The organism is Floridaenema flaviceps BLCC-F50 (assembly GCF_041929275.2).
Taxonomy (GTDB): Bacteria; Cyanobacteriota; Cyanobacteriia; order Cyanobacteriales; family Aerosakkonemataceae; genus Floridanema; species Floridanema flaviceps.
Window position 1 is genome coordinate 222,608 of the sequence record NZ_JBHFNR020000001.1, and the last position, 15,222, is coordinate 237,829.

Annotated in this window: 16 protein-coding genes and 1 tRNA gene; 6 read left to right on the forward strand and 11 right to left on the reverse strand. The window is 42.0% G+C overall.

Features of this window, described 5'->3' with window-relative positions; translation table 11 throughout:
- The first annotated feature begins 103 nt into the window (after nucleotides 1–103).
- Together ACE1CI_RS01065 and ACE1CI_RS01070 are read left to right on the forward strand one after the other, a co-directional pair.
- Nucleotides 104–403 carry a FitA-like ribbon-helix-helix domain-containing protein gene (locus ACE1CI_RS01065; protein ID WP_496615179.1) on the forward strand — a complete coding sequence of 100 codons (300 nt, stop codon included), beginning with the start codon at nucleotides 104–106 and terminating at the stop codon, nucleotides 401–403.
- Nucleotides 400–852: a type II toxin-antitoxin system VapC family toxin gene (locus ACE1CI_RS01070; RefSeq protein ID WP_413264674.1), complete on the forward strand. Its 453-nt coding sequence runs from the start codon at nucleotides 400–402 to the stop codon at nucleotides 850–852. Before ACE1CI_RS01065 ends, ACE1CI_RS01070 begins: the two co-directional genes overlap by 4 nt.
- A gap of 189 nt (nucleotides 853–1,041) precedes the next feature.
- On the opposite strand, the gene ACE1CI_RS01075 is transcribed toward ACE1CI_RS01070, so the two are convergent.
- From ACE1CI_RS01075 to ACE1CI_RS01105, 7 genes are all read right to left on the reverse strand, one after another.
- The gene (locus ACE1CI_RS01075; protein WP_413264675.1) at nucleotides 1,042–1,611 is read right to left on the reverse strand and encodes a Uma2 family endonuclease; all 570 of its coding nucleotides are present in this window, start codon (nucleotides 1,609–1,611) and stop codon (nucleotides 1,042–1,044) included.
- Between the two features lie 67 nt (nucleotides 1,612–1,678).
- Nucleotides 1,679–2,125, reverse strand: coding sequence for a GNAT family N-acetyltransferase (locus tag ACE1CI_RS01080; protein WP_413264682.1), 447 nt, complete (start codon nucleotides 2,123–2,125; stop codon nucleotides 1,679–1,681).
- 83 nt (nucleotides 2,126–2,208) lie between these two features.
- Entirely contained in the window at nucleotides 2,209–2,538 is a 330-nt protein-coding gene (gene cutA, locus ACE1CI_RS01085) for a divalent-cation tolerance protein CutA (protein ID WP_413264676.1), read from the reverse strand.
- Complete coding sequence (locus tag ACE1CI_RS01090) at nucleotides 2,531–3,436, reverse strand: pentapeptide repeat-containing protein (RefSeq protein WP_413264677.1); 906 nt, start codon at nucleotides 3,434–3,436, stop codon at nucleotides 2,531–2,533. The genes cutA and ACE1CI_RS01090 overlap by 8 nt, the downstream gene beginning before the upstream one ends.
- 371 nt (nucleotides 3,437–3,807) lie before the next feature.
- Nucleotides 3,808–4,797, reverse strand: coding sequence for a sigma factor-like helix-turn-helix DNA-binding protein (locus tag ACE1CI_RS01095; RefSeq protein WP_496615180.1), 990 nt, complete (start codon nucleotides 4,795–4,797; stop codon nucleotides 3,808–3,810).
- A 15-nt stretch (nucleotides 4,798–4,812) separates the two neighbouring features.
- Complete coding sequence (locus ACE1CI_RS01100; protein WP_413264679.1) at nucleotides 4,813–5,949, reverse strand: hypothetical protein; 1,137 nt, start codon at nucleotides 5,947–5,949, stop codon at nucleotides 4,813–4,815.
- A 142-nt stretch (nucleotides 5,950–6,091) separates the two neighbouring features.
- Complete coding sequence (locus ACE1CI_RS01105) at nucleotides 6,092–6,754, reverse strand: Npun_F0813 family protein (protein ID WP_413264680.1); 663 nt, start codon at nucleotides 6,752–6,754, stop codon at nucleotides 6,092–6,094.
- Between the two features lie 399 nt (nucleotides 6,755–7,153).
- Here ACE1CI_RS01105 and ACE1CI_RS01110 point away from each other — a divergent pair.
- Nucleotides 7,154–7,227 (forward strand) — tRNA-Arg (locus ACE1CI_RS01110).
- A gap of 231 nt (nucleotides 7,228–7,458) precedes the next feature.
- Here the strand turns inward: ACE1CI_RS01110 and ruvC are convergent.
- Nucleotides 7,459–7,941, reverse strand: coding sequence for a crossover junction endodeoxyribonuclease RuvC (gene ruvC, locus ACE1CI_RS01115; RefSeq protein WP_413268226.1), 483 nt, complete (start codon nucleotides 7,939–7,941; stop codon nucleotides 7,459–7,461).
- A 301-nt stretch (nucleotides 7,942–8,242) separates the two neighbouring features.
- Here ruvC and ACE1CI_RS01120 point away from each other — a divergent pair, with 301 nt between their 5' ends.
- Nucleotides 8,243–9,646, forward strand: a complete 1,404-nt coding sequence (locus ACE1CI_RS01120) for a gluconeogenesis factor YvcK family protein (RefSeq protein WP_413268225.1) — start codon at nucleotides 8,243–8,245, stop codon at nucleotides 9,644–9,646.
- Nucleotides 9,643–10,104 carry a tRNA (adenosine(37)-N6)-threonylcarbamoyltransferase complex ATPase subunit type 1 TsaE gene (tsaE, locus tag ACE1CI_RS01125; RefSeq protein WP_413268224.1) on the forward strand — a complete coding sequence of 154 codons (462 nt, stop codon included), beginning with the start codon at nucleotides 9,643–9,645 and terminating at the stop codon, nucleotides 10,102–10,104. Before ACE1CI_RS01120 ends, tsaE begins: the two co-directional genes overlap by 4 nt.
- On the opposite strand, the gene ACE1CI_RS01130 is transcribed toward tsaE, so the two are convergent.
- Nucleotides 10,105–11,436 carry a dihydroorotase gene (locus ACE1CI_RS01130; RefSeq protein ID WP_413268227.1) on the reverse strand — a complete coding sequence of 444 codons (1,332 nt, stop codon included), beginning with the start codon at nucleotides 11,434–11,436 and terminating at the stop codon, nucleotides 10,105–10,107.
- 139 nt (nucleotides 11,437–11,575) lie between these two features.
- Here ACE1CI_RS01130 and lepB point away from each other — a divergent pair, with 139 nt between their 5' ends.
- The gene (lepB, locus tag ACE1CI_RS01135; RefSeq protein ID WP_459564169.1) at nucleotides 11,576–12,196 is read left to right on the forward strand and encodes a signal peptidase I; all 621 of its coding nucleotides are present in this window, start codon (nucleotides 11,576–11,578) and stop codon (nucleotides 12,194–12,196) included.
- Between the two features lie 154 nt (nucleotides 12,197–12,350).
- On the opposite strand, the gene ACE1CI_RS01140 is transcribed toward lepB, so the two are convergent.
- Both ACE1CI_RS01140 and ACE1CI_RS01145 read right to left on the reverse strand, forming a co-directional pair.
- On the reverse strand, nucleotides 12,351–13,589 hold the full coding sequence (locus ACE1CI_RS01140) for a dihydroorotase (protein ID WP_413262453.1): 1,239 nt from the start codon (nucleotides 13,587–13,589) through the stop codon (nucleotides 12,351–12,353).
- A gap of 175 nt (nucleotides 13,590–13,764) precedes the next feature.
- Complete coding sequence (locus tag ACE1CI_RS01145; protein ID WP_413262465.1) at nucleotides 13,765–15,147, reverse strand: histidine phosphatase family protein; 1,383 nt, start codon at nucleotides 15,145–15,147, stop codon at nucleotides 13,765–13,767.
- Nucleotides 15,148–15,222: the final 75 nt, after the last annotated feature.

A 15,222-nucleotide genomic window follows, 5' to 3' on the forward strand; every position in this document is an offset into this window, starting at 1 on the left:
CTGCATACAGGGGTAATCATATTATTCCATATAAGGTCGTAGTGTTAAGGCTAAAATGGCTTTTAACTTGTTGAGTAACCGTAAGCAACAGTAGAGATAAATTATGGCAACACTCACCATCGAAAACCTACCCGATGACTTAATGGCACAACTGCAAAAACTTGCCAGCCAAAACAATCAAACCATCAACGAACAAATCATCAACCTATTAAAACAAGCAGTACAAAAACCCCAACCTCCCCTAAAATTTCTCATCTCTCCCGAAACAGATCCCACCTGGGAAGAACGCCGCAAAACCGTCCCGCAAATTCTTGCCGACATGGAAAAACGCCGTCGCCTGAACCCAGCAGACTTCGGACTACCCGACAGTACCGAACTCATTCGCGAGGATCGAGAAAGATGAGCAACCCTTTACAGTGTGTTATCGATGCCAACGTCGGCATCAAGCAATTTATTGCCGATCCGCTGACTCCGAAAGTTAATCAACTTCTGGCACACTCGAACATCTCGAACACAGAAATCTATATTCCAGACCTGTTTTATATTGAAGTTACCAATATCTTCTGGAAATACGTCCGCGCAGGAATGTATACGGCTGTGGAAGTTCAAGCAGACTTAGCCACTCTCAAAAGTTTATCTCTCCGAGTTGTTTCCACAGCTGAACTAATGGAAGAAGCCGTTAATATTGCGATCGCTTACGGAATTTCTGCTTATGATGCCTCTTATGTTGCGCTTTCTCACCGAGTCAGCGCCCCTTTACTCACATTAGATCAAAGATTAGTAAATACTCTCACCAATGCACCTTATAACGTGCAGTTATTTACCAACTTTTCCGTTCCACCCTTGCCCTAAAATAACATTAGCTTGGCGAATAATTTGGCAATCAACCGCAGAAAGCAGAACTTAGAGGAAAAGATCAAAATATCTGTTTATATCTGCTAAAAACCTTCTTCTTCAAATTCTCATCAGAAGGCCCCAATTTTGTCACAACATAATTATTAGCAGGATAAGAACGAGAAGGGCGATCGACATGGCGATTCATTAAACAAAAAACCTCGACACAACACAACTAAATCCAGGTAACAAAGGCGAACTTAATTCATCATCATTAATCAACGTCGCCACTAACACCAACCGCGCATTTTCTCTGCGATAAACTTCAACTTTTTTCAACCGCCAATCAGCAATCCAATACTCTTCAACACCCCGCGTAGAATAAAGTTTCAATTTTGCTTCTCTATCTCGCCTCACATTCTCATTACCAGCAGATAAAACCTCTACCACTAACTCAGGCGCACCAGTCAAATGTCCGGCTTCATCTAATAGTAAATCTAATCTTTCATTACTCGCCCAAACTACATCAGGAATCACATCATCTGACTCACCAAAAAGCACACCAGCAGTGATACTTGCCTCTCCTAAACCACTTGATTCTGACCAAGTATCAAGTTCTCGAAAAAATTTACCACAAGTCCGTTGATGTTTCCAGTGAGGCGCTCTTGTCATAAACAAATCCCCATCTACAACTTCGTAGCGCGTACCCTCATTTTCCGGTAAAAGCTCTATATCTGCGGTAGTCCAACGCACTCCCTGAGTTTTCGCATAACTCATGGCAGAACTCCTTTTCAGTGGTACTAATATAAATAGTATAGTCAAATTAATTCATATAATTTAGGTATTAAAGCTTTATTTCCATAGTGATATGTGGAATAGTAAGATAATCAAAAAATTCACCTTGTTCAGAGAAACCTATTTTTTTATAAAAATCTATTGCTGTAATTCGAGATTTTAATCTAACAACCTGCAACTTCTCTTGCTGTGCTTTTTCGATTAACTTTTCTACTAGTTTTGTTCCTATTCCTCGATCGCGAAATTCTGATAAAACAGCGACAAAAGAGATAATTCCCAAGTTTTCTGATTCTTTTCGCAGTCTAGCTGTACCAATAATGCGATCGCCAAAAATCGCAACTAACTGAAAAGAATTTCCTTCATATTGATCTTGCTCAGTACCTAACGCCATTCCCAAAGGCTTTCTCAACACCAGCCAGCGCACATAGAACATCTGACTTAGTTCAACTTCATTAGCAACTAAGCGAATTACTATTTCTTGCTCAGAAATCTTCATCACATAAAAACTTCAACAACACAGCTAAATTTCCTCCTCTCTTCCAGGAGCGTTCTCTGCGTCCTCTGTGGTTTAATAAAAAACTAATGGATATTTTCCGAAATCCAAGCTAAATAAGGCGGATACCCAGCCACTAAAGGTAAAGCAATAATTTCAGGAACTTCGTAAGAATGTAACTCTTTCACCTTCGCTGCTAAACTTTCAAACTTTGCCAAATCAGTTTTAATTAAAAGTTGCCATTCTTCCTCTTTATACAACTCACCTTGCCAAGTGTAAATGGATTTAATTGGCACCAAACTGACACAAGCGGCGAGTTTAGACTCTACTAAACTTTGGGCTATCTCTTCCGCCTCAGCTTGGGAAGGTGCTGTTACCAACACTACACCATATTGAATTTCTGAGATCTCATTCATTACCTGCAACCCTTAATTCTGCTGCTTCAAAATGTAGCGCAGTTTGGGGTAAAGCGAAATAGAATTTAGTTTTTTTTTGGGGTGCGATCGCACATTTTAATCCAGTAGGTTCAATATCCGTACCTGTCAGCGTTGCTTCAGTTAAATCAGCATCCGTTAAATTAGCTTGATTCAACCTCGCCCAAGTTAAATTCGCCTTTTCTAAACAAGCTCCAACTAAATTTGCTCCCGTTAAATCTGCTCCCGCTAAATTGGCATTCCGCAAAATTGCTGTACTTAAATTTGCCCCGATTAAGTTCGCCCCTTCTAAATTTGTCCCGATTAATTTAGCACCACTTAAATTAATCGTAGCCAAATCTACTCCACTCAAATCTAAACCACTCAAAAACGCCTTACTTAAATTAATTCCACTAAAAGAAGAGCCATAAAGCATCGCCCCAATTAATCTTGCAGCTTCCAAATTCACCCAATTTAAATTAGCGCCACTTAAATTAGCACCTCGCAAATTAATTCCTTGCAAATTAGCGCCACAAAGATTTGCGCCCCACATATTTACCGATCGAAAATTAGCACCCTTCAAATTAGCACCACTCAACTTTGCCCCTGGTAACTTAGACTTTACCAAAAAAGCACCTCTCAACTCCGCTTTAGTTAAATCAGCATCAACTAACTTCGCTTCACCCAATTTAGCAAACTTCAAATTTGCCCAATTTAACAAAGCACCACTCAAATCTGATTTATCCAGCAAAGCATGAGCCAGATTCGCCCCCCTTAAATTTGCTCCCGATAAATTTACCCCCATTAAATTAACTTTCGTCAAATTAGTGCCGCTTAAATCAATTCCGGCGAAATTTCTCTTTCCTTGTTCATAAAGCTCTAATAAAGTACTAACTTCCATAATGATTCTGCCCCTTTCTCTTTAACTATAAAATGCTCTTCGATTCTCAATTACCAACCAAATTCAAACAAATTACACTAACTAAAAGAGCATCGAACAGGAAAACCGTAAATTACTTTTTTAGTATTTTAAATGCTTTGCCCAAATACAATTAAGCTTTATCCAAAATTAAAAAGACAAAACTAATATGATTAACACTTGGATTTTAATTAAAATTTTACTATGTAATTTTTTCTTTGTTATACCCCAAACCACCTAGCGTTACAAATATTTTCATAATTTCATTTATTATTAACAAAAACTAAGCTGCTTTGTGTGAGAACCAACATTCTCCAAAGCAGCTTAATGCCAGAAAAAGCTCAGATTTAAATTTAACTTGGCGACAAAGAATAAACTTGCCCATCTATTAGCAAGCGGGTAATTCCTTTGGCTTTCAAATAAGGGCTAGCTTTTTGGAGCATTCTACCATCAGGAACCTTAATCACCCGTTGATTCCGGTTAGAAAAACGTCTAGCGATGCGATGATTATCGAACACAGGCAGAGTTCTTTGTTGAATTTCGTCTTTAGGAATTTCACCCAAATCACCAAAATCCCTTAAAGGTCTGGTAATTAATTCTGCTGCCCTGTCTACCACCAAGTAACAGGGTCTAGGGAAAGAAGCTTCCGAGAGTGGTAAAACTTGAATCAAAGCGCCAATCTGCACTCTTCTTCTAGGAGTTAGTAGCACTTCATCATCTTCATCATCATCTAAATCATCATCTTCATCATCATCTAAATCATCATCTTCATCATCATCCAAATCTTCTTCGCCATCGAGCAAATCTTCGCCCAACATTTCCCTAATAGTGCTGACATCAGCATTGTATGCTTCATCAAGCAATTCATCATTTGTCTTTGCTTCTGGCGGATCTTCGGAGAATTCTACTTGTGGAGGAGCAGGTTTATTTGCCAATTCTTCTTTTACTTCATGCACTGGTGAAGCCACAGCAGAAGAACGTTTTCTAGAACGTCTGGCAGAACTTACCTCTACTTCTGAAGAAACTTCTGGTTCTTCTAGTTCTTCTGGTTCTTTTTCTTTAACAACCTTTTTTGGTTGAGGTAGTACTGGTTTCGGTTTTTCCGGTTCGGGTTCTTCTACTACTTCCGGTTCAACAACATCAGCAACATTTTGTCCGCGAGACGATCGCTTTTGCTGAATCAAAACTTCATATTCATCAGCCAACAAAGTGCTCTTCAGCAACCGACTAATTGTTGAGTGACTAACACCATACCGTGCCGCCAGAGTAGAAGTTGTCTCCTCTGGGTTGTAATACAGCTTAAGAATTTCCGACTTATCTTTTTCTGTTAATTTTTTAGCCATTATACTTTAATTCCCCTAACCCCTTTTCCTTGCCCCAGAACGCCGAGAACGGCTTGATGTCGATGTGTCGTATTCTAAGGCAGCGCCAATTGCAAACAACACTCCACTGAACACCCAAAAAACTTCTGGCAGAGAACCACTTTCATAATCTCGTTGTTTTTCTGCCCATTTAAACCACATATCTGCAATGTAAAGACACAAAGCTGCTGCGGCAATCATCCGCCAAGACTGAGAAAAACGTCCTCCCCAGAAAGCTAATAGTAGCATTGTGGCAATGATTAACAGGAGAACATCTGCCACTACATAAAATAGACCTACTGGCGTAGCGAAAGGTTTAAGTTGTTCATCGATCGCGACAATCCAAGGGGGTGCTGATGTATTTGCTTGTTTAGCTGCTGGTGTAGTTGCTGCTGGTGGTGTGACGGTAGGTTTGGCTGCTGGCGTTGGTGATGCAGCTGGGGTGACTTTTGTTTCCTTGGCAGGTGTGGGAGTTGAATTAGCAGCTGGTGGTTTGGCAGCTGGTGGTTTGGCAGCTGGGGGTTTAGCAGCTGGTGGTGCAGCCGCTGGCGCAGGAGAAGCTTGAGCAACCAAAGCCACATTGTTGCTAGATGGTAGGATAGCGGCTTGAGCAGAGGTGTTACCCAAGGTAGTCACCCAATAAGCTAAGGCTATACCAATCGCTGCGATCGCCACCACAATTACCCATTGCCATTTCTCCAAATTCAATCTCCGAGCTACTACTGCTTGGATCATGCCCCAAGCCAGAGCAATATAAGTACCGATAAAAAACAGATCTCCTAAAGAGACATCTGGTTCAAGTTGCCAAACTAATTCCCAAAAACCAAATAAAAAGTTGCCCAAAAAATAGAACAGCATTCCCAAACCTATTCCCAGCCAGACTTGACGACCGCTGACTATTTGAGGACTACGCCAATTTCTAAAGCAGAGTATCGCTGCAAATAAGTAAGCCACCTGTTCAAAAACATAAGTTCCGATTAAATACCATTTCGGACGCTCCACCCCTGGTGGTGTAATACTAAACAGCAAAAAGAACAACAGCGCCAGAACTGCCCAAACAATGCCAGCGATGACGATCGTTTTCACTGAGAACAGGGGTTTAGGATTAGATGATTTATCCGAAATGTTGCTCATAGCGGTTCACAAAATAGCTGGGGAATGGAAAGCACAACCTGAATAAACTTTGAGAGCTATTGCACTCAACAGACTACTACTAAACAGCATATTGATTAATGCCCACATAAGTCATAGTAACTTTGATGGAGCATTTCATCAGCTATTGCCACAAATTACCTACAACCGGAGTTTGATTCAGCCAACTGACAAACAGGCTGCGCTCAGGAGGTTGCAGGTCTTCTAGGGCATCCTTTGCGCGACTCACAAAGCTGGTATTCCCAAAACATTCTTTACCTAGACGATGCAATTCTCGCAAGAGGGTAATTAAATGATGTTCTTCCCAAGCCGGAAGTTGGTTAGTACTCAACGGATCAATTGACAGCAAGTTCTTTACTGCTGCTGCTGATTCAGTCTGGGGGAAGCGCCACTGCTGGAAAACTTCAATGAGATTTTTTTCAAATAATCCCGCTTGCTTGTTACCTAAAATATCCTCAATGTCTATACTTACCGCTTGGAGCAGCAAAAGACAAGCTTGGGTAAGGGTCGTCGTTTTAGCATCACCAGCACCATCGCTGCCTAGCTGATCTAGGCGAATTTTGCCCCAAACACTGAATCTTTCCGGTTCTTCCAATAATACACAGGCTTTACCTCGGTTATCTGTTAGATCCCGCCAAAAGGCTTTGGCTTCTTCCTCTTGGTTGGCTCTAAACACACTGATTAGGCGAAAGGTTTGCCCTTGGTAATTAAGAATCGGTATTGGCTGATCCCGTTTGGGGTGCTGAATGCTAGATATTTCAACATCCTGCCGTTTCAAAATAAACATGACACTGGCGATTGACTCCTGTCAGAACCGGGGGTGCAGCAAGTGAGAACCGTAACCTCCCAGAGACTAGCTTTAAATGCAGAATGCTGGTGTTACAGGTGCGGCTCAAGCAGCGATCGCAACTTACACACTATCCTATCTAACACTTTTCGGTGCCACAGATAGACTCTTGCGCCTTTCCCCCTCAAAACCAGAAGTGCAAGTATCCCTGCCTCTAGTTCTTCAGATCTTTAATTCTTACTTGCTTTGTGATGACAGTCTAGATGATTTTGACTATCTCTTGCTTATTATGCCCAATAAGTCTCTTTCCCCTGCCAACATCTCCGAATTTTCACTAAATTTTCGGTTTCGACCAGACAAAAGCCCACAAATTTTGATAATATAAGCAAACGTATACTTGGGTGCGTAACTCAGCTGGATAGAGTAGCAGCCTTCTAAGCTGCGAGTCACAGGTTCGAGTCCTGTCGCACCCGTTTTCTGTTAGTCTATTAGGATTGCTTGTTGAGGCATCTCCAGGGGCAGAGGGGCAGAGGGGCAGAGGGGCAGAGGGGCAGAGGGGCAGAGGGGCAGAGGGGCAGAGGGGCAGAGGGGCAGAGGGGCAGAGGGGCAGAGGGGCAGAGGGGCAGAGGGGCAGAGGGGCAGAGGGGCAAAAAAGTCTTTAGCCTCAAACTTTTTCCTCAACTCAAAACTCAACACTCAAAACTTTATTCTCCGTTAAACCAGGCTGTAATCGCTAAAGCTAATCCGTCAGCGGCATCATCCGGTTTAGGTATGTAATCTAAATTCAATTCTCTGGCTACTGCTTGTTGGACATCAAGTTTATCTGCATTTCCCATTCCGGTTAATGCTTGTTTTACTTCTGCAGGAGTGAATTCAACTGTGGGTAATTTATGTTGTGCTAATACCAAAGTTAGTACTCCTCTGGCTTGGGCGATGGCGATCGTATTCCCCATGCGATAAAAAAACAGTTTTTCTATAGCAACTAAATCTGGTTCTAACTGCTCAATTATTGTGTTTAAATCTTCATAAATTGTGCAGAGTCTTTCCCCCATAGGAATTTTAGCAGAAGTTTTAATCACTCCAAAATCTACTAACTTCGCGGGAATTTGCCCCGATTTTTCACACACAATTAGCCCAAATCCAACTACCGCTAATCCCGGATCTAATCCTAAAATTCTCTGCTGCATACAAATTTTTCATCCTAGTCTTAAACAAATAAACAAAAATTTTATATTAGAATCCTTAAAATCATGAAATACTGTATGCCAACCACAGTAATTTTCAGGATATATCTACCGAAATTGTTCAACTGGGTGGCAACTTGCTCTGATTGTATAGGGGTTTACAGTTGCTTAATAGGCGACTTTTCTGGTACAAGTACCTAGACAAATCTATTGGAGCCGTGAAATATTTCCTCATAAAAGCCAAAGCTTTTTACTATACACTCGTCTGACACACATTTCCTAATTCCTTATTTCTGAATCAGTCATGTCAATCGGTTTATTCAAACAAGCACTGCTTTTCCTGTCGAATGAATCCCGCAGTCGCACGCCGGAGCGGTTTAACAAGCGGTTTAACAGGTGGTTTAAATGGTTGGCTCCTGGTTTGTTGGTGAAACGCTGGTTATTAATTAGTGCTGGTGGTGTTTTGCTGACAACTTTGGGTGTGGCAATTTGGGTGAAGCTGACTCCCATTAACCGCTTGATTCAACTAGTTAACGATGTTTTAGAGAAGATTACCACGATCGTTCCCAATTATATTAGTGGGCCATTGGTGATTGCTGGTGGTCTATTGTTGATTTTTTGGGGACATACTCGCAGTTTAAATTCGATTACGGAAGCCCTGAAGCCGAGTGGAGAGGAAGAACTAATTGATGTGTTGCTGACTCACCGGAAGTTGAATCGGGGGCCAAAAATTGTGGCGATTGGCGGTGGTACGGGACTTTCGACTTTATTGCGGGGTTTAAAGGCTTACAGCGCTAATATTACTGCCATTGTTACGGTAGCTGATGATGGGGGTTCTTCTGGACGGCTACGGCGCGAGATTGGGGTGTTACCTCCTGGAGATATTCGCAACTGCTTAACTGCTTTGGCGGATGAAGAGAAGTTGTTAACGGAACTGTTTCGCTATCGTTTCAGCGCTGGGGATGGTTTAGTGGGGCATAGTTTTGGTAATTTGTTCTTGACGGCGATGAGCGAGATTACGGGAGATTTGGAACGAGCGATCGCCGCAAGTTCTAAAGTATTAGCAGTAAGAGGTCGAGTTTTACCTGCTACACTTTCTGATGTTCGTCTGTGGGCTCAATTGGAAGATGGACGACGGGTGGAGGGCGAGTCTCATATTACGGAAGCAATGGGTAAAATAGTCAAAATTGGCTGTATCCCTGCTAATCCTCCGGCTTTACCCAAGGCTGTTCAGGCAATCAAAGAAGCTGATTATATTATTATTGGCCCTGGCAGTCTTTATACCAGCATTATTCCTAATTTATTAGTACCAGAAATTGCTGATGCGATCGCGCAACGGAAAGTTCCCCGCATCTATGTTTGTAACATGATGACTCAGCCAGGAGAAACTCAAGGTTACACGGTTTCCGATCATATTAATGCGATCGACAAAGCTTGTGGTAAAAAACTATTTAATGCTGTATTAGTTCAGCGAAAAATTCCTTCGGCAAAAGCTTTAATTCGCTATGCCCAAGAAGATTCTCACCCAGTTTACTTAGATAGAGAAGCGATCAATTTATTAGGTCGGCGGATAGTTCTCTCTAACATTATCTATGAAGACCAAAAAACTGGTTTAGTTCGCCATGATTCAGCACGATTAGCTAGGGTGTTACTCCGTTGGTATAGTCGCGCTCAATCAGAATCAATTATGGGATTCCATAACTTATGATTTTTAAATCACAGGAAATTCTCCTAGCAAATGCCGCAGAAACTCGTCAGCTAGGAATTCAGTTAGGGCGCAATCTCACTGCTGGTACTGTAATTTTATTGTCAGGCGATCTAGGTGCTGGCAAAACTACTTTAGTTCAAGGAATTGGTGCAGGTTTAGGAATTTCCGATCCCATAGTTAGTCCTACTTTTACTTTAATTAATGAGTATCCCGAAGGACGTTTGCCTCTGTATCATTTTGATTTGTATCGTTTGTCACCGCCAGAAGTAGAAGCATTGAATTTAGAATCTTACTGGGAAGGTGGAGAGTTTTCTTTGGGAATTGTGGCAATTGAATGGGCAGAGAAATTGACATATATGCCGAAAAATTACCTGCAAATCCAATTGATTTATACTCCCGACGAGCGGCGGATAGCTAAACTGATTCCTCTGGGAAATTTTACCTTAAATTTGAGCTAATTAAGCATCAAATGTTAAGGCTTTGCCTCTGACTTCTGTAAATAATTTCCCTCTTTCATAAACTACATTTCCGCCGACAATAGTGATAACGGGCCAACCTGTTAATTGCCATCCTTCAAAGGGGCTCCAACCGCACTTTGTTTGTAATTCTTCGCGCAAAACTGGGCGATAATTATCTAAGTCTACCAACACTAAATCGGCATCGTAACCGGGAGCGATCGCACCTTTATTAGGAATCTTATAACCTTGAGCCACAGCCGTAGACATCCAGTTAGCAACTTGGGCAATTGTACATTTTCCCTGCATCGCTTGAGTTAACATTACTGGCAAAGAAGTTTCCACCCCAGGCATCCCTGATGGCGTATTTGGGTAGCCTTTGGCTTTTTCTTCTAAAGTGTGGGGGGCGTGATCTGTAGCGATAAAATCAATTACCCCATCCCGTAATGCTTGCCAGAGAATTTCGTTGTCATTTGGCGATCGCAAAGGCGGATTCATCTGCGCTAAAGTGCCAATTTTCTGATAAGCTTCTGTATTAAGTACTAAATGTTGGGGCGTGACTTCAGCTGTTACCCAACTGGGTTTATCTTCACGCAACAATAGGGCTTCATCCCCAGTGGAAAGATGCAAAATATGTAAACGTCTTTCGTACTTTTTAGAAAGTTTTAAAGCCAACTGAGTTGCTAACAGCGCAGCTTGGTTATCTTGAATTTGCGAATGAATAGCCGGATCGGTTATACCAGCAAACTCTTGTTTTCTTTGGTTAATTCTTGCCTGATCTTCCGCATGAACAGCAATTAACCTCTTTCCCTTAGCAAAAATCGCCTCTAAAGCTGTTTCTCCATCTACCAATAACTGACCGTGCATTGACCCCATAAAAATTTTAATCCCTGGAGTCGGATTAGCTGTCAATAAATCTGGTAAATTCTCTGCTGTCGCCCCCATAAAAAAGCCATAATTAACTAAGCACTTCTGGGCGGCGCGTTGTAGCTTATCATCTAAAGTTGCCTGTGTAGTCGTTAAAGGGCGAGTATTGGGCATTTCCAGAAACGAAGTTACCCCACCTTTAGCACAAGCACAGCTAGCCGTAAATAAATCTTCTTTGTATTCTAGTCCTGGTTCGCGGAAGTGTACTTGCGGGTCAATTACCCCCGGCAACAAAGTTAAACCAGCCGCGTCGATAATCTTAACGGCACTTTCATCTATATTGGTGCTAAGATCCGATGCAACCTGGACAATTTTCCCATCTGAGATTTTGACATCTCCCACCAGAAACTCTCCAGTAGGTAAAAGTATTCTGGCTTGTCGAATTAATAGGTTTGTAGCAGATGACATGGCAATAATTAAATTAAAGTAGATGTAGAAGGTAAAACTTTGTAGAGATCGCATACTCTGAGAGTATATCTGACGAAGGCTCAATAGAGCTAAAATTCTTCTTCCCGTTCGCTTAATTGATTAAATTTCTATGACCGAAATTCAGAATGAAAACCCTGAAAAAAACCTCCAACAAAAATATGATAATGCCTGGTTAGAGGTTTTGAAGACCATTTTACTAAGTGGTGTTTTAGCTTTAGGGATTCGTACTTTTGTTGCTGAAGCCCGCTATATTCCTTCGGGTTCAATGTTAGAAACTTTACAAATCAACGATCGCTTAATTGTTGATAAGCTAAGTTATAATTTTAGCTCTCCTAACCGGGGCGATATTATTGTTTTCAATCCTACTAAAGCCCTAGAAGAACAAAACTTTCATGATGCGTTTATTAAACGAGTAATTGGTTTACCAGGGGAAAAAGTAGAACTCAAAAATGGCAAGGTATACATTAACGGTAAAGTTTTACAAGAGACATATACTCACGGACAGGAAACAAGTACTGATGTGTGTCCAGCAGGACAACCAGCTTTTTTGGCAAAACCAGTAGTTGTACCTCCTAATTCTTATTTAGTTTTGGGTGATAATCGTCGCAATAGTTATGATGGTCGTTGTTGGGGTTTAGTGCCACGCGATCGCATTATTGGTAAAGCTTCAGTACGTTTTTGGCCTTTAAATAGTATAGGCGGGATCGATCGCGAACCCATCTATCCAACGGCTAAGTAAGGGAGAGGGGATGGGGAGATGGGGAGATGGGGAGATGGGGAGATGGGGAGATGGGGAGATGGGGAGATGGGGAGATGGGGAGATGGGGAGATGGGGAGATTTTCCCTAACCCCTAACCCCTAACCCCTAACCCCTAACCCCTAACCCCTAACTTCTAACACCAAGTTCGCAAAATTCTTCCGGTTAATTGTTTGCCTAGCCAAGGGGTATTTGTAGCAAGAGAAGAGAGATTGTTATTATTTACTTGCCAGGTTTCTTGGGGGGCAAAAAGGGTTAGTTCAGCGGGAGAACCTGGGTTAATTGTTGGGGGAGTTTGTTGTAAACATTGGGCGGGGCGAGTGCTCAAAAGTCGCCACAGTTCTACGGGGGAAATTTCGCCTGTTGTTACTAAGTTTTGCCAGAGTAAGGGTAAGGCTAATTCTAAACCAATTGCGCCGGGAGGGGCTTCGGAAAAAGCGACGGTTTTCTCTTCATAAGTGTAGGGTGTGTGATCGATCGCGATCGCATCAATTATCCCCTGCTTGATTCCCCTTCGCAAGGCTAAACGGTCGCTTGGTGTACCTAAAGGCGGTTCTATTCTTAATGATGGGTTGTAAGTTGCGATCGCTTCGGTGTCTAATAATAAGTGCATCCAAGTTGTACTAGCGGTAATGGGCAAATTGCGCGATCGGGCATCCTCAATCAGTTGTACACTACGAGCAGTAGAAACTCGCATAATGTGGACAGGCGTACCCACAGCGGCGACAACTTCCAGCAAAGCAGCGAGGGCGGAAGTTTCTCCCATCACAGGGTTTCCCGGTAGTCCCAAACGAATGGAATCTTTACCTTCCCGCATTACGCCATTGCCGATCAATTCGGGGTAGGATGCCCATAGTGCGATCGGTTTACCCAAAGGTTGAAGATATTCCAAAACTCTTCGCAATAAAGCCAAATTTACAATAGGTTTGCCATCAGCAAAACCTACCACTCCCGCAGCGGCTAATTCTACCATTTCGGTCATTTGTTGACCTTGCACACCTTGAGTTATTGCGCCCCAAGGAAACAACTGGGGAGAGGTTTTTTGCAATTTGGCGACACCAGCAGGGTTATCTATTGGCGGAGTGGTATCGGGGAGGATGGCGAGGCGAGTAAAACCTCCAGAAATAGCAGCTTTTTGTAATGATTCTAAAGTTTCCCGTTCCTCAAATCCTGGTTCGCCGGAATGACTGTAAAGGTCTACTAAACCTGGGGCTAAAATTAGATCGTGACAATTCCGCACTTGGGCATCAGAAGGAAATTCATAAATCTGATTTTCTACAGCTTTGATGTAACCATCCATGATTAAAACATCAGCTGTTCTTTCTGTCCCGGAAATAGGGTCTATTATTCTTACTTGTTGGAGTAATTCATTCATTTGTCATTTGTTTAGTTGTCATTTGTCATTTGTCATTTGTCATTTGTCATTCGAGAGGAAATAATGATAACTGATAACTAAACAAATGACTAAGGCTTTTGCCGCAAAAGTTTTCAGTTCTAACTCAAAACTTAAAACGTGCTACGCACCGCTACGCTAACAAAACTCAAAACTTTTATAATGCGCCAGCTGCGGTTTTATCTAATACGCCTCCGCCTAAGTGAGAGGTGATATTCATTGATTGCAGGACTGGTAAAGCTTCTATTCCATCAGGATAATCGATGACGGTGACGGCACAATTGCCTTGTTTAAAGTTCCAGAAATGTTCGGGGCCTAAGTTGAATAGATGGGCGAGAATAGCTTTATTAATTGCATCATGGGCGACAACTAAAATGGTTTTTGGTTGTTGGCTGTATTTAACTATAATTGATTGCCATGCTGCGATCGCTCTTGACCAAACTTGTTGTAAGTTTTCCCCTTCTGGCATTTGCACAGTTTCCGGCTCATTCTGCCATTTTTTCAACAAACCAGGATAACTTTCTTCAATCTCATTTTCGTACTTTCCTTCCCAAAGTCCGTGACTAATTTCTTGCAAATCAGTCAGCAATTCTAATGAAACTTCTGGGTGATATTTTAAGATAATTTCCGCTGTTTCTTTGGGGCGCAACATTGGGCTTGTAATAGCCAAATCAATTTCTATATTTTTCAGAAATTCTGCTGCTGCTTTTGATTGTTCTTTGCCGTTCTCATTCAAAGGCACATCAATTTGCCCTTGAAATCTTTTCTGACGATTCCACTCAGTTTCCCCATGTCTGACTAATAATAACCTGGGGCCTTTATGATTAGGGCGAGGTTTCGGTAAACTTTCCCCTAAATGGCTAGTCACATTCATTGATTCGAGTTGTACCTGTTGAACTCCTTTGCTGTTTTCTCCGGTTGCGTCAAAGGAGAAATTATCAGGAAAATTCAAAACGCTTACGCCACAATTGGACTGTTGAATTGAATGATAGGAAGCTGGATGAATTCCGGTTGCTGTACAAATTAGCGATCGATTAATCCCGTTATGCGCCACAATCATAATTGTTTGCCCTTGATGGCGCGGTAATATTTCTTCCCAGAATGACTTAGCTTGTTCAAATAAAGCTAGTACCGGGAAATACTCTTCATTTTCGCCTGTTTCTGTTGGTACTAGCATTCGCAATTCATGAGGGCGATGCTTCCAACATTTATAATCTTCGAGAAACTTTTCTTTTACCTCTTCCTTTAACATTCCTTGCCAAAGAGGTAAGTGAATTTCCATCAGATTATCTTTGACTTCTACTGAAGTTGGATCTGATGTTTCTAAACAGGAAAAAATAGTTAATGCTGTCTCTTTAGCACGTTGTAAAGGACTACTATAAATTGCAGCAAATTTCAGTCCTTTGAGGGCGCTAGCAACTTGAACGGCAGTAGCACGACCTTCTTCCGTTAAGATAGACGCATCTAAGCGACCTTGGATTCTTTTTTCTTTGTTGTAGCTGCTTTGCCCGTGACGGACAAGGATAACGCGAGTTGACAGGGGTTTATCCTCCACAAAGGTTTTCGGTGAGGGCGACAGAGCATAATTGTGCCAAGAAGATTTTACCTCATGGTT